We start from the raw sequence: 15,017 nt of genomic DNA, 5'->3' as shown, positions 1-15,017 counted from the left end.
GCGGTTGGCGGGCGTCCCGAAACGATTGGCGAGCGTCCGGAAGGAAAGGTTTGTGGTCCGGAAGCAGTTAGCGGGCGTTCGGAAGCCGCTGGCGGAGCTTGGGAAGGGTCTAGATGGAGGAGCTTCTTAGCTTTGTACAATCAGTACAAATAGTAAACAGTGCGTTATTTACAGGTCGAATAAGCAACTATCATAAACCATGCGCTTTACCCCTACTCTCTACCTCAAACGCATTTTTATGGCCCTTGGCCTTGGCTTGGTGCTATCGGCCTGCTCGCCTCGCGTTATTACGCAAGCCACCCAAAGCACCCACGCTGTTAGCTCCGGGCTTTGTGGTGATAAAAGAAACCGACACGTTCACCGGCCCTTCGGAAGAGGTGGGCGACATTGAAATAAAGGACTCCGGGCTAACGCTCAGCTGCGATTACGAAACGGTGATTGCACGGGCCACCAAGGAGGCGCAAAAACTCGGTGCCAACGTGCTTAAGATTTATGAGCATCGCCTGCCCGACAACTGGAGCACCTGCCACCGCATCAAGGCCAAAGCGCTACGTGTGGCCGACCTGGCGCCCTACGAGAAGGAGATAATATGGAACCCGGCACGTCGGCTCACACGCGCCGATTTCAAAGCCAGCACCGACAGCCGGCCCTTCGAAGCAGCCACCAGCAGCTACTTACGCTACCACTATGCTGGAAGGTTGTTTCAGGGCAAGGTGCAGTTCGTTGTCGAAACGGTGTTCGACTGTCAGAACTCCTATTTCAAGGGCAAACAGGACCCTGAGCGCACCCTGGCCCATGAGCAAGGCCACTTCGACATCAGCGAACTCTTCGCCTGCCGCTTCGTCAAAGCCATTCAGGAACAAGTGGCCGATATCAAAGAGTTGAAGCAGAAGCAGGAGGCTATTTACCACCAAGTCAGCATCGAGGCGCAGGCCATGCAGGACAAATACGACAGCGAGGTGTACGCAGACCGCAGTCAGCAGCCCGCCTGGCTCGCCACCATTACGCAGGAGCTAAACGGCATGCAAGTATACGCAAACAAGGAAATTACCTTGAAAATCAAGTAGGACTTACGCAGTTGAAAATAAATTCTTGTAAATCAACGAGTTGCTTAAGTGATAAAAGCAGTTCAGGCAACTTCAAAAATGCGCTTTCCTGCAATTGAAGCTGGTTCTCCGACTCCAACTGCGTAAGTCCTATCGATATAAATTGTCGTACCACGAAACGAAAAGCGGCCGAAGCTCCCGTAGCTTCAGCCGCTTTCGGTTTCTGCCGTAGCGTGGGTGCATGCCCCGTTTCTCAGGGGAGGCCGTCCACCTAACCCGACGTCCACCTCCTGTCTATATTGGATCGGGACGCCCGCGTTATGGGAGCCCCTGCACGGACTGGCCCAACGGGCATCTATTTTTTTCGCCCTGCCGGAGAAGCTGACATAGGGCTGTCAGTAAAGGCCGGGACGTTTGTGGAGTCAAGTGACAATGACTTTTTTACACCAACGCAACAAGCAAAAAATGGAAAAGCGAACCGTTGACCCGTGGAAATGGGGAGAGCAAACCAATTCGGTGCAGGCCGTGGAAATCAAACAGGCCGAGGGCACGCTCTATTGTTCCGGGCAGGTAGCCATCGACGCGAATGGCCAACCCAGCACCGCCGACATGCGGGCCCAACTCACCCAAATCTTCCAGAACCTGGAGCACCTCATCAAGGAGTCGGGGTACGACTGCTCGGGCATTGTGCGGCTGAATATTGTTACCACGTCGATGAGGGAATTTTTCACTTCCTGCGTGGATATCTATCAGGGCTGGATTGCCCAGCACGGCATCAAGCAGGCCACCACGATGTTTGAAGTACAAGGCCTGTATGCGGGCTTAACTGTGGAAGTAGAAGCAACCGTGGTAAAATAGGCACCGCCGCCGCCATGCGATAGGAACAACTGCGCATTCATCGGCGGCTACCTGGCAAAAACACCATCTGGCGCGAGCCGCTACGAAAAGAGGCCGAAGCTCCATAGCTTCGGCCTCTTTCTCTTGCTGCCGCAGGGCGGCAACAACTACATGTGAATGGCCCGGTTCTCCGTGGCCGCCAAGCACGCTTCTTTCATGGCTTCGGCGTAGGTGGGGTGCGAGTGGCTCATGCGGGCCACGTCCTCGGCAGAGGCGCGGAACTCCATGGCGGTCACGGCTTCGGCGATGAGGTCGGCGATGCGCGGGCCTATCATGTGGACGCCCAGGATTTCGTCGGTGGTTTTGTCGGCCAGCACCTTCACGAAGCCGTCGGTGTCGCCGCTGGCGCGGGCCCGGCCGCTGGCTTTGAAGGGGAAGGAGCCCACTTTGTAGGCCTTGCCCTGCTCCTTGAGCTGCTCTTCGGTATAGCCCACGCCCGCCACTTCAGGCCAGGTGTACACCACGCCGGGGATGAGCAGGTAGTTGATGTGCGGCTTCTGGCCCACGATGGTTTCAGCCACGAATACGCCTTCTTCCTCGGCCTTGTGAGCCAGCATGGCGCCCCGCACCACGTCGCCGATGGCGTAGATGCCGGGCACGTTGGTTTGCAGGTGCTCGTCGACCTTAATGCGGCCGCGCTCTTCCATTTCCACGCCCGCGGCTTCGAGGTTGAGGCCGGCGGTGTAGGGCACGCGGCCCACGGCCACAAGGCAGTAGTCGCCTTCAAACTTCACCTCCTCCCCTTTCGGGTTGGTGGCGGTCACGGTCACGGTGTCGCCCTCGCGGGTGGCGCCGGTCACTTTGTGGCTGAAAAAAAACTCGATGCCGATTTTGCCCAGCACGCGGCGCAGCTCCTTGCCGAGGCCGCGGTCCATGGTCGGGATGATGCTGTCCATGAACTCCACCACCGACACCTTGGCACCCAGGCGAGCGTACACGGAGGCCATTTCGAGGCCAATCACGCCGCCGCCAATCACAATCATGTGCTTGGGCACTTCGCGGATGTTCAGGGCCTCGGTGCTGGTGATGATGCGCTCCTTGTCTTGGGCAATGAACGGCAGCACCGTGGGCTTGGAGCCGGTGGCGATGATGACATTCTTGGTTTCAATCTGTTGGGCCTCGCCGCCGGCCGTGGGCGCGATGCTGATGTGGTTTTTGTCAACAAAAGAACCCACGCCGGTGAGGACGTCGATTTTGTTCTTTTTCATCAGGTAGGCGATGCCGTCGACGTTGGCCTTCACCACACCGGCCTTGCGGTCAATCATGCGGTTCATGTCCACCGTCAGGTTTTCCAGGCCGATGCCGTGCTCGGCGAACACGGAATGGGCGTTGTGGTAGTGCTCCGACGAGTCGAGCAATGCCTTGCTGGGGATGCAGCCCACGTTGAGGCAGGTGCCGCCCAGGGTGGGGTATTTCTCGATGAGGGCCGTTTTGAGGCCAAGCTGGGCGCAACGGATGGCCGCTACATAGCCGCCAGGACCGGAGCCGATGACGGTGACGTCGTATTGATTCATGAGCCGGATTTTCGGTGATAATTCGCTGCCACGAAGGTACGCCGCGAAGCGCGCGACAAACGCACGCAGTAGCGTGGACTCTGCGAGTCCGCGTATGAAAGAAAGTCTGGCACACGCGGACTCGCAGAGTCCACGCTACATAACGGTTTACTCCACCAGCACGCCGATGTAGTAACTGAAGGTATCCACTTCCAGGTTTTCCCTGGTAGCGCCGGGCAGCTGCTTGATAACTTCAAACTTGGTGGTGAGTGGGATAAGCTGATACTCCCCATCCTTCAGCCGCATGCGCACCGGCATGTCGAATTTATCTACATTGGCTATCCAGCGGGCCAGGGGTTTGCCATCTTCGAACCGCACTTCCAGCGTGGGAAGGCTGGGGTGGCGCAGGTACTGGTCAAAGATTTTGCTGAGGTCCCGGCCGCTTTCCCGGCTGAAATAGTCGATAACCTGCTGACCGGTCACGGTTTGGTGGTAAAAGGTGCTGGAGAGGCCACGTAGCAGTTGGCGCCACTTCGCGTCGTCGTTGATGACGGTGCGTATCACGTTGAGCATGTTGCTGCCCTTGTCGTACATGTCGCCCGATCCTTCCTGATTCACGCCGTAGGGGCCGATAATGGGTTTGTCGTTCTGAATGTGGCGGCGCTGGCCATGGATGTATTCCTGGCCAGCGGTTTTGCCAAACTGACTTTCCACAAATAAGGCTTCGGAATAACAGGTGAAGCTTTCGTGCACCCACATATCGGCAATATCCTTCGTGGTAATGCTATTGCCAAACCACTCGTGCCCGCTTTCGTGGATGACGATGAAGTCCCACTTCAGGCCCCAACCGGTGTTGCTGCGGTCCTTGCCGAGGTAGCCGTTCTGGTACTTATTGCCGTAGGCCACCGCGCTCTGGTGTTCCATGCCCAAGTGCGGGGCATCCACCAGCTTGTAACCATCCTGATAAAACGGGTACGGGCCGAACCAGTTTTCCATGGACTTGAGCATGGGCTTCACGTTGTCGCCGAACTGTTTTTTAGCTTTGGCCACGTTCTCAGGCAGCACCCAATAATCGAGTGTGAGCAGGCCTTTCTCGCCCGTGTAGGAGTCGAAAAAGTGCTGGTAGTCGCCCACGTTCAGGGCCACGTCGTAGTTGTTGATGGGGTTGCGCACAGCCCAGTCGAAGCGGGTGTAGCCGCCCTTGAGCTTGGTGGTTTTACGCAAGCGGCCGTTCGACACATCCTTTAATCCGTTGGGCACGCTCACGCTGATAAGCATGCTGTCGACCTCATCGGCCTGCTGGTCCTTGGTGGGCCACCAGATGCTGGCGCCCACGCCCTGGCAGGCCGTAGCCACCCAGGGCTTGCCGGCAGCATCCTGCGCGAAGACCATTCCTCCATCCCAAGGTGCTTTTTTGGCTACGGTCGGGTTACCGGAATAGTGCACCGTAAACTCGTCGCGGCTGCCTTTCTGAACAGCCGTGGGAAAGCGAACGAACACGGCATTGGCTTCGCGGGTAAAGGGCACTTCCTTGCCTTTGTAGAGCACCTTGTCGACTTGCAGGTTGGCAAAGAGGTCGAATTGCAGCCGCGTAAAATCCTGCGTGGCGGTGAAGCGAAACAAGTTGGAGCCACTGATAAACCGCTTGGCCGGGTCCAGCTTCACATCGAGGTGATAGTAGTTGATATCGTAGCAGGTGCGCAACGCCGACTGCCCTCCTCGCAGCGAATCGGCGCGGGTGAAGGTGGATTTGGTTTGCAGCAGCTGTGCGGCCGCCGGCCATAATGGCCCCAGCAGTAGCAGCAGCGAAAGCAGCATTTTCTCTTTTCTCATGCACAAAGCAACAACGGGCGGGCCTAACTAACACCGTCCCAGGCCACATACTTCCTGCAAAAAAGGCAGTGGCTATATGCTCGTAGTTGGAGATGAGGAAAACAAGCCTAACTCTCCGCGCACAGCGGTAGGTACAATCCACTGACGTGTTTTCATAGCTCCCGGGCAGCAGGTCGTAATTTAGCAGCGGTTTTCAGCAATTTTTATGAATAATTCCAGTTCTGCCACGCCTTCGCGGGTAGCACTTCTCGCCGCTTTTGCGGCCGTTTACCTCATTTGGGGTTCAACCTATCTGGTCATGAAGCTGGCCGTGGCCAGCATGCCGCCGCTGCTCATGGCGGGCACCCGCTACGGCCTGGCCGGGACGCTGCTCTACGCCGCCATGCGCGGGCGCGGCGAGCCCCGGCCCACCCTGCGGGGCTGGGGCCACGCGCTGGTGATTGGCGTGTGCCTACTGGGCTTCGGCAACGGCGGCACCACACTTAGCGTGCTGTATCTGCCCAGCGGCACTACCTCGCTGCTGGTGGCTACGGTGCCCATGTTTCTGGCTTTATTAGGCTGGCTGAGCGGCATCACGCCCCGGCCCACGCGCTGGGTCACACTGGGTTTGGTGTGCGGCCTGCTGGGCATGTACCTGTTGGCCGCACACCCCAGTTCGGCCGGCGTGCCGCGACCGGGACACGCCGGCATTGGGGTTTCATTGGTGCTGCTGGCGGCGCTGCTATGGTCGGCCGGCTCGCTGTATTCGAAGAAAAACCAGCCCGCTGCCTCACCCTTCCTCTCGGGCGGCATGCAGATGATGTGCGGCGGCGCGGCCATGTTTCTGGTAGGCTTGGCGCGGGGCGAAGCATCGGGCTTCGAGCTGGCGCAGGTCACGGCCAAGTCCTGGCTGGCCTACGGCTACCTGGTCACGTTCGGCTCCATCGTAGCCTTTACAGCCTACATCTGGCTGCTGCGCGCGGTAGAGCCCGCGCTGGCCGGCACCTACGCATTTGTCAATCCAGTAGTGGCCGTGCTATTGGGCTGGGCCTTCGCCGGCGAAAGTCTAAACCCGCAGATGCTGGGCGGTGCCGCACTGATTGTGCTGGCCGTGGGCCTCGTGGTGCTGGGCGGCAGGTCGCGGCGTTGAGCAGTGGCCGGGTAAGCGGTAAGCAGCAAGCTGTCGGACGAGTTTGCCAATGCCCAGCTCCGCATCAGGGTATGGATTTCGCGAAAATAAAAAATCCATACCCCCGGGAAGGGTATGGATTTTTTATTTTCGCGAAATCCATACCCTCTCGGGTGTAAACTTGCGGCGGGGCGCAGAGTGCGTGAGTCCTAACAATAAGAAGGGCTACCCCCGAGCGAGGTGGCTTCTAATGAATTCCTGACCAGCAGCAATCTACTTCAGCAGTTCTGCCTCCTGACGGCACACGTCGCGGGCGATGGCCAGGTTGGTGTCGCGGGAATTCACTGCCAGATAAATGAATTTCTTGCCGTCTTCCGACAGGTTGAGCAGGTGCAACTGGTTCGATAGCGTGATGAGGATGTCATCGATGCGCTCGCCTTGCAGCTTCAGGGCAGATATGGCCTTTTGCTTTTGCTTCACCACTTCGGTGTTATAGGCAGCCGCCGTTTCGGGATTCAGGTTGGGTGAGTTGCTATGGGAAGCCAGAGCCATGCCAGAGGTCACATCTACTACGGCTACGGCCAACAGGCCGGGCAACGAGTTGATGATGTTTTGAACGCACTGACCAGCAGCCGAAGAAGTAGAGTAAGCCATAATTGAGGTTGGTTAAAATGAAATCGACTAAAGAAGAGATAAAAAAGACTATTTGGAACGAGAGCTGGTAACGGGCCAGCGGCACAGACTAAGAGCTTACCTCGCCCGACGAGCCTTGCTGTCGCGTTGACAATACAATGTTAAGCCCGTCATTCAGCCTCCTTTTTGAGTTTTTGCTGGATTAGCACATTTATGATGCGAATGACCGTATTTTTACAGCGAGTGAGCGCGTGAATAGCTCGTTTCTAATGCAGCCTTTTATCCAAGGCAAAAGGCCATTATAGCTTACGCCCCGAGCGGCCCCAAGAAGAAGCCGACCCTAAGCCGCTTTAGCAGAACGAAGTCTACCGCGTCGCATCTTCATTTTATGCTCCCCGACTCTTCCAGTCCCGATGCTGTTCCTGCTGCCGCGGCGGCCCGCATTGCAGAGCTTGAGCAGGCCCTGCGCGAAGCCAACGACCGCGCCGCCGCCGAACGCCACTTAGCAGGGCTGCCCCCCGAGACGCAGCACAATGAGCTGCTGTACTACTTACCGGCGGCCGTAGCCACGCATGACCTGCAGGGCGTGCTGCTTTCTTGCAATCAGGCTTTTGCGCTGCTGCTGCAACGGCCAGCCGCGCAGCTCACGGGCCATTCATTGAGTGAATTTATGCTTGCGGGTACTGCTGCTCAGGTTTTGCCAACCTACCTGACGCAGTTCAGCACTCGGGCCGCTGCCACTGGCCTGCTTCCCCTGCAGGCCCGCGACGGGCAGCCCCGACAGCTATTTTATAGTGCTCACCGGGTAGGCCGGGCCGGGCAACAGGCCCATGTGCTCTTCTGCGCCCTCGACATCACAGAGCGGGTGCAGGAAGAAACGGAGCTGAAGCGCGCCAAGGACAAGGCCGAAGACTCGGCACGGGCCAAGGAAGCGTTTCTGGCCAACCTCAGCCACGAAATCCGTACGCCCATGAATGGCGTGCTGGGCATGGCCCGCCAGCTCACCAAAACACCCCTCAACCAGAACCAGCAGGAGCTGCTACGCATTATTCAAACGTCGGGCGAGCACTTGCTATCGGTACTCAACGAGGTGCTGGACATGACCAAAATCAGTTCGGCCCGTCTGGAGCTGGAGCAGGTGGCGTTCAATTTGCGCGAGTCGATGGAGGAAGCCCTGCGGCCCATGGCCGTGCAGGCTACCGACAAAGGCATTGTGTTTCACGCGGCGTTGCTGGAGCAAAATGGCGAGCTGCCGCGGGTAGTAGGCGATGCCCATCGGCTCAACCAAGTGATGATTAATCTGGTATCCAATGCCATTAAATTTACCGAAACCGGGGGCAGCGTTTCCGTCACGGGCTCACTAATTGCCCGCACCGAAACCCATCTCACGGCCATGTTCCGCCTTACCGACACCGGCATAGGCATTCCGGAAGACAAGCTCGAGTATATTTTCGAAGACTTCGCACAGGCTGGAGTCGATACTGCCCGGCGCTACGGCGGCACCGGCCTGGGCTTGGGCATCGCCCGCGCCCTGGTAGAACAAATGGGTGGCAACCTGACCGTTGATAGCCAGCTAGGCCGCGGCAGCACCTTCCAGTTCAGCGTCACGCTGCCCTGCGCCGTGGGGGCCGAAACCGTATTGCTCCAAACCCCACCGGATACCAGCGCCCTACGCTACCGGCGGGTGCTGGTGGCCGAAGATAACGGCATCAACCGCGAAGTAGTGCGCCTGCTGCTGCACGGCTGGGGCGTGGTGGTCGACGAAGCCGAAGACGGCCCCGCCGCCCTGGCCCTACATGCCGAGCGCCGCTACGACGCCGTGCTGATGGACATTCAAATGCCCGGCATGAGCGGGGTGGAAGTTACCGCCCAAATCCGCCTGCACCCCGACCCCGAGCGGGCGCAAGTGCCCGTGCTGGCCCTGACCGCTAATGCTTTCCGCTCCGACCTGGACCGCTACCTCAAAGCCGGCATCAACGACTGCCTGACCAAACCCTTCAAAGAAGATGAATTCTTCCGCAAGCTGCTGGCCCTGATTTATCCACCGCAACCCCCACTCTACAACCTGGCCGAAGTGCATGAGTTGGCCGACGGCGACGAAGCCTTCATCAAGCGTATGGTACGCTCGTTCCTGCTGCACATGCCTCCTATCGTGCAGCAGATTCAAGCCGCCGCCGCGGCCGGGCAGTGGGCCCAAGTGGCCAAGCTGGCACACCACATCAAGCCCAACCTGATACAGTTCGGCATCGCGGACGTGGGGCAGGCCTTGCACCTGCTGATGCAGGAACCCACCACCGGCCCGCAAGCGCCCAAAGGCCGCGCCACCGCTGTGCAGCAGCTGACGCAGCAAGTAGAACGAGTGTTAGCAGAGCTGGCTGAGTAACCCAAGTTACAGCTATTCCGCAACTTGGGTTACTCAGCCAGCTCTGCTAACACTCATTAGTGAGGCCAGGGAGTATTTATACCCTAAGCCGTGGCGTACTTACTGGTTTTCAGCTCCTCGGCCAGGAAGCGGGCCGTGTGGCCCTTGCCAGCCTTAGCCACCTGCTCGGGCGTGCCCTGAGCCACAATGGTGCCGCCGCCCGCCCCACCTTCGGGGCCGATGTCGATGACGTGGTCGGCCACCTTAATCAGGTCGAGGTTGTGCTCGATAATGAGGACGGTGTTGCCCTTGTCGGCCAGTTTTTGGAGTACGTCAGCGAGGTGGTTGATGTCTTCGAAGTGCAAGCCAGTGGTGGGCTCGTCGAGGATGTAGAACGTTTTGCCAGTATCCTTCTTACTGAGTTCCGTGGCAAGCTTCACGCGCTGGGCCTCGCCGCCGGAAAGGGTGGTGGCTTGCTGGCCCAGCGTGAGGTAGCCCAGGCCAACATCGTTCAACGTCTTGATTTTGCGCAGGATGCGGGGCTGAAATTCAAAGAATTCCACGGCCTTCTCCACCGTCATGTCGAGCACATCGGTGATGGATTTGCCTTTGAAGCGGACTTCCAGGGTTTCACGGTTGTAGCGGCGGCCCTTGCAGGTTTCGCAGGGTACGTGCACGTCGGGCAGGAAGTTCATTTCGATGGTGCGAATGCCGGCCCCCTCGCAGGTTTCGCAGCGCCCGCCCTTCACGTTGAAGGAGAAGCGGCCAGGGCCGTAGCCGCGGATTTTAGCCTCCGCCATCTCACCAAAAAGCTGGCGGATTTCGGTGAACACGCCCGTGTAGGTAGCCGGATTTGAGCGCGGCGTGCGCCCAATCGGCGACTGGTCCACCTCAATCACCTTGTCTACCAGTTCTAGACCTTCGATGCTACCGTAGGCCAGTGGCTCCTTCTTCGAGTTGAAGAAATGCTGGTTCAGAATCGGGTACAGCGTGTCGTGAATGAGCGTGGATTTGCCGGAGCCGGACACACCCGTTACGGCCACTAGTTTGCCTAATGGTACCTTCAGGGTCACATTTTTGAGGTTGTTGCCCTTGGCGCCCTTGAGCACTAATTCGGCACCTTCGCCCTTGCGCTTCTTACGCTGAAGCTCGATGTGCTTCTGCCCACTCAGGTATTGCGAGGTGAGGGAGCCGGAATTTAGAATCTCCTTGGGCGTGCCCGAGGCCACGATGTGGCCGCCGTGAATGCCCGCACCGGGACCAATGTCCAGCACGTGGTCGGCGTGCAAAATCATGTCCTTGTCGTGCTCCACCACAATCACCGAGTTGCCGATATCGCGCAGGTGCTGCAAGGCCTTGATAAGCCGCTCGTTGTCGCGCTGGTGTAGCCCAATACTGGGCTCGTCCATGATGTAGAGTACGCCCACGAGCTGGGTGCCAATCTGGGTAGCGAGGCGGATACGCTGGCTTTCACCGCCGCTAAGCGTACGCACCGGACGGTGCAGGTTCAGGTAGTCGAGGCCCACTTCCAGCAGGAAGCCAATGCGCTTGCGGATTTCCTTCAATAGCTCGCGGGCAATGACGTTCTGACGCTCCGTGAGACGGTTTTCCAGCCCCTCGAACCAGCCAGCCAGCTCGTTCAGGTCCATCACCGACAGCTCGCCGATGTGCTTGCCATCCATCTTAAAGTGTAAGCTCTCCTTCTTCAGGCGGTAACCCTGGCATTCGGGGCAGGGCTGGGCCTGGGCGTACTGCGCAATCCACTCACGGATGTTGTCCGACTCAGAGTCCATCTGCCGGCGCAGAAAGGGGATAATGCCCTCGAACGGTTCCGTATAAGCGCCTTTGCCACTATCGGCCTCGTCCTCCGTAATGCCGTGGAGCAGACGCTTGAGCAGCTCTTCGGGCAGTTTGTCCAGTGGCGTATTCAGCGTGGCCTTGTTCTTCTTGAGAATGAGCTGGAGCTGCTGGAAAATCCAGATGTCGCGGTACTCGCCTAGCGGCGCGATGCCGCCGCGGCTGATGCTCAGCTTGCGGTCGGGCAGCACGCTTTCTTCCGTGATTTCCTGGACCTCGCCGAGCCCGTTGCAGGTGGGGCAGGCGCCGTAGGGCGAGTTGAAGCTGAACGTATTCGGAGCCGGGTCGTCGTAGGCGATGCCGGTGGCCGGGTCCATCAGGAAACGCGAGAAGAACTGCGGCTTCGCCTGGGGCCCTTTGCCATCGGAGTCCAGCACCAGCATGGTGCCTTTGCCGTGGGTAAGGGCGTTCTGCACCGAGCCCGAGAGGCGGAACCGGTCTTCCTCCTTCACCAGCAGCCGGTCAATCACGATTTCAATGTCGTGGATTTTGTAGCGGTCTACCTGCATCTTGGGCGTGATGTCGAGCAGCTCGCCATCGACGCGCACTTTGGTGAAGCCCAGTTTGGCAATCTTCTGGAAATCTTCGCGGTAATGGCCCTTGCGGCCTTTCACTACCGGCGCCAGCACCACCAGCTTCTTACCATCGAAATGTTTGAGGATGTAGTTGATAATCTGGTCATCGCTCTGCCGAATCATCTTCTTGCCCGTAGCGTAGCTGAAGGCTTCGGCGGTGCGGGCGTAGAGCAGGCGCAGGAAATCGTAGATTTCGGTGATGGTGCCCACCGTGGAGCGCGGGTTGCGCGAGGTGGTTTTCTGCTCGATGCTGATGACCGGTGACAGGCCCTCAATCTTATCCACATCGGGCCGCTCCAGGCCACCCATGAAGCTGCGGGCGTAGGCCGAGAACGTCTCCATGTAGCGCCGCTGCCCTTCCGCGTAAATGGTATCGAAGGCCAGGCTCGACTTGCCCGAACCAGAAATGCCCGTGAACACCACCAGCCGGTTGCGCGGAATCTGCACGCTCACGTTTTTCAGATTGTGCTCGCGGGCACCGTACACTTCAATGAACGGTGCTTCCAAGTGCTGAGATACTGGGCTGTGGCCGTTGAGCTGGCCGTACAAGTGCTCGGTGGTGGGGCCAGCGGCTGGTAGTTCCGTGGTGGTGCGCACGGCAGTGGCCGTTTCCGCTTCGGCCAGGGTGCCGTTTTTGGCGGTGGTTTTTAGCGCGGTGACTTTCGCTTTGGGAGCTTTGGCAACCGGGGCAGCAGTGGATTTTTTGGCCATTCAGAAACGCAGCGAATAAGTGCGTAAAGGTACGAAGAAGGGTGTCCGTTGACTAATAAAAAAGGCATAGTTGCCAGTCGCATTAGTCAATAAGCAGAATCAAAAGGAGCGAGCTGAATGAAGCCCAACAGCGACCTGGCCAGATTTATCCCCTAAATGCCCGACTTTCCTTGGGCCGACCCAAGATTTTCGATTCTTGATGCATTGAGTGAGTCTCCAGGCTCGATGCAGCAGCCATGCTCTCAAAATCACCAGAGTTTGTAGCGGAAGCCTATTTTCTCAATCAACAGATAAATGAGGTACGCCGGCCCGCTTACTAAGGGCATTAAGAGTCTACTGTTAGTAAAAGTTTTAGTGTATCCGGGAAGGTGTTAGTAAAGATAGCGGTGATGTAAGTAGTAATTCCTAGAAAATAAATATGAATAAAGTACAATGACGTTATGCATCTAAAACGTTTGCGGCGGCTTCAACATTTTAAAATATTCACTGGCAACGCTTTGATGAACAAACTTAATAATCAATGTTTCCGCATTTTACAGATGGGCTTATACAGCTTTGTTCATGATAAATTAATCCACATCCTAACACATAATATATTGCTTTTCTGAGCCATAACCTTATCTTACAGAGCAATTCATTCACCTCTTACTTATCCAAACCAACCCCTATGAACAGAAGAGCATTCCTTGAAAAAAATACGGCTGTGTTTACCGCTCCCGTCGCCAGCACCTTGCCCAAGGTCGCCGCGACGGGCCCTACTCCGCCAGACGGTGTTGAATTATCCAATTCGCTAGATGATGGCTCGGCTTCGGCGGCGCGCACCATGGCGGGCCTGGGAGCCTACACTGGCCCCTGGGGACCAGTACAGGCAGCGCACCTACTGAGGCGCGCCCTCTTTGGCCCCACCCGAACGGAGATAGTGACGGCGGCCGGAAGCAGCATGGCTCAGGTCCTCGACGGCCTGTTTACGCCTACGCCGGCCCCGGCGCCGCCCGTCCGAGGCTTTGTATTCGATTTCACCAACGTACCAATGGGCGAGACGTGGGTAACGCAGGGCTGGAACCCCTTCTCTGAAGGGTGGCGCACGCTGTCGTTGCGGACGTGGTGGATGGCCCAGATGGTGGAGAGCAAGACGCTGGTGGAGAAGATGACGCTGTTTTGGCACAACCATTTCGTGGTGGGGCTCGACAGCATAGGCGACGGGCGCTACTCATACCGCTACCTGACGCTGTTGCGCCAGAATGCGCTGGGCAACTTCAAACAGCTAACTAAGGATATCACCGTTGAGCCAGCCATGCTCAAGTACCTGAATGGTAACGGCAGCACGGCGGGTGCTCCCAATGAGAACTACGCCCGCGAGCTGCTGGAGCTGTTTACTATTGGTAAGGGCCTGGTTACCGTTCCGGGCAACTACACGAACTACACCGAATCGGATGTGCAGGCTGCGGCCAAAGTGCTCACCGGCTGGCAGGACAATGGCACCACTCTCAGCGGCTATTTCACGGCCGCGCGGCACGACACCTCCACCAAACAGTTTAGCAGCGCTTTCGGCAATCGCACCATCGCCGACCAGGGCGACCAGGAATACAAGGCGCTAATCGACATGATTTTCGACCAGGCCGAGACGGCGCGGTTCCTGTGCCGCAAGCTCTACCGCTGGTTCGTGTACTACACCATCGACGCCACGACTGAGCAAAACGTCATCGAGCCCATGGCGCAGCTACTCATTCAGAATAACTACAACGTGGCTCCAGTGCTGCGGGCCTTGCTTTCGAGCGAGCATTTTTATGACGCGGTGAACCTGGGCTGCATGATTAAAAGTCCGATTGACTACATCGCATCGATGACCCGGCAGCTGGAGATGCAGCGCTTCTTCCCTCCGGCTACCGACCCGGCCGCTTACTACGGCCAATGGTCTGCCGTGATGAACCAAACGGGAGCGCAGGACCAGAGTCTTGGCAACCCGCCCAACGTGGCCGGCTGGCCCGCCTATTGGCAAGCACCTCAGTATTCAGAGCTCTGGATTAACGCCACGTCCTTGCGTGTCCGCACCCAACACTTCGACATCCTGACTGGCTTTACCGGCTACGTGCACTTGCTCGGAGGAGCGGTGCATTTCCTTAAGTTCGACCCCTTGCCGCTGGTAGCCAGCCTGCCAGCCACGGTGGCCAGCAAGTCCGATGCTCTGATTGCGGAGCTGGCCTTGCTGCTGCTGCCGCAACCTCTTTCGCCCAAGCAACTGCTTTACCTCACCAATGCCCTGATACCGGGCCTGCCCAAGTTTGAGTGGACTAAAGAGTGGAACGACTACGTCGCCAACCCCACTAACGGCGTCATACAGGGAGGCGTTCGGGCCAAATTGTTGGCTCTAATACGGGAAATGACGGAACTGGCGGAATACCAACTCAGCTAACGCCCCGGATTGCCCCCAACGGAGTGATGGGACCCAACGCCCTGCCAGGTTCTGGCTTCGCCCTTTTCCCTCCTCCGTCTTCCTCTTAC

At 57.9% G+C, this 15,017-nt stretch carries 9 protein-coding genes; 5 read left to right on the top strand and 4 right to left on the bottom strand.

Features of this window, described 5'->3' with window-relative positions:
• The first annotated feature begins 335 nt into the window (after window positions 1-335).
• Both WX88_RS07100 and WX88_RS07095 read left to right on the top strand, forming a co-directional pair.
• Complete coding sequence (locus tag WX88_RS07100) at window positions 336-1,067, top strand: hypothetical protein (RefSeq protein ID WP_197076700.1); 732 nt, start codon at window positions 336-338, stop codon at window positions 1,065-1,067.
• Between the two features lie 444 nt (window positions 1,068-1,511).
• Window positions 1,512-1,904, top strand: a complete 393-nt coding sequence (locus WX88_RS07095; protein WP_046243648.1) for a RidA family protein — start codon at window positions 1,512-1,514, stop codon at window positions 1,902-1,904.
• A 146-nt stretch (window positions 1,905-2,050) separates the two neighbouring features.
• On the opposite strand, the gene lpdA is transcribed toward WX88_RS07095, so the two are convergent.
• Together lpdA and WX88_RS07085 are read right to left on the bottom strand one after the other, a co-directional pair.
• Window positions 2,051-3,457 (bottom strand): dihydrolipoyl dehydrogenase, encoded by a 1,407-nt coding sequence (gene lpdA / locus WX88_RS07090; protein ID WP_046243647.1) that lies wholly within the window; start codon window positions 3,455-3,457, stop codon window positions 2,051-2,053.
• Between the two features lie 147 nt (window positions 3,458-3,604).
• Entirely contained in the window at window positions 3,605-5,269 is a 1,665-nt protein-coding gene (locus WX88_RS07085; protein WP_046243646.1) for a M1 family metallopeptidase, read from the bottom strand.
• Window positions 5,270-5,474: 205 nt separating this feature from the next.
• On the opposite strand from WX88_RS07085, the gene WX88_RS07080 reads away from it, so the two are divergent.
• Window positions 5,475-6,398 carry an EamA family transporter gene (locus tag WX88_RS07080; RefSeq protein WP_046243645.1) on the top strand — a complete coding sequence of 308 codons (924 nt, stop codon included), beginning with the start codon at window positions 5,475-5,477 and terminating at the stop codon, window positions 6,396-6,398.
• Between the two features lie 252 nt (window positions 6,399-6,650).
• Here WX88_RS07080 and WX88_RS07075 read toward each other — a convergent pair whose 3' ends face one another.
• Complete coding sequence (locus tag WX88_RS07075) at window positions 6,651-7,031, bottom strand: hypothetical protein (protein ID WP_046243644.1); 381 nt, start codon at window positions 7,029-7,031, stop codon at window positions 6,651-6,653.
• A 367-nt stretch (window positions 7,032-7,398) separates the two neighbouring features.
• Between WX88_RS07075 and WX88_RS27310 the strand changes: the two genes are divergently transcribed.
• Window positions 7,399-9,393 carry a response regulator gene (locus tag WX88_RS27310; protein ID WP_052732437.1) on the top strand — a complete coding sequence of 665 codons (1,995 nt, stop codon included), beginning with the start codon at window positions 7,399-7,401 and terminating at the stop codon, window positions 9,391-9,393.
• A gap of 83 nt (window positions 9,394-9,476) precedes the next feature.
• Here WX88_RS27310 and uvrA read toward each other — a convergent pair whose 3' ends face one another.
• The gene (gene uvrA, locus WX88_RS07065; protein ID WP_231590652.1) at window positions 9,477-12,515 is read right to left on the bottom strand and encodes an excinuclease ABC subunit UvrA; all 3,039 of its coding nucleotides are present in this window, start codon (window positions 12,513-12,515) and stop codon (window positions 9,477-9,479) included.
• A gap of 667 nt (window positions 12,516-13,182) precedes the next feature.
• Here uvrA and WX88_RS07060 point away from each other — a divergent pair.
• Window positions 13,183-14,928, top strand: coding sequence for a DUF1800 domain-containing protein (locus tag WX88_RS07060; protein ID WP_082115895.1), 1,746 nt, complete (start codon window positions 13,183-13,185; stop codon window positions 14,926-14,928).
• Window positions 14,929-15,017: the final 89 nt, after the last annotated feature.

The sequence above is a fragment of the Hymenobacter terrenus genome (assembly GCF_000972495.1).
GTDB lineage: Bacteria > Bacteroidota > Bacteroidia > Cytophagales > Hymenobacteraceae > Hymenobacter > Hymenobacter terrenus.
The sequence above is the reverse complement of the archived record's forward strand: the minus strand, read 5'-3'. Positions and strand labels throughout refer to the sequence as shown.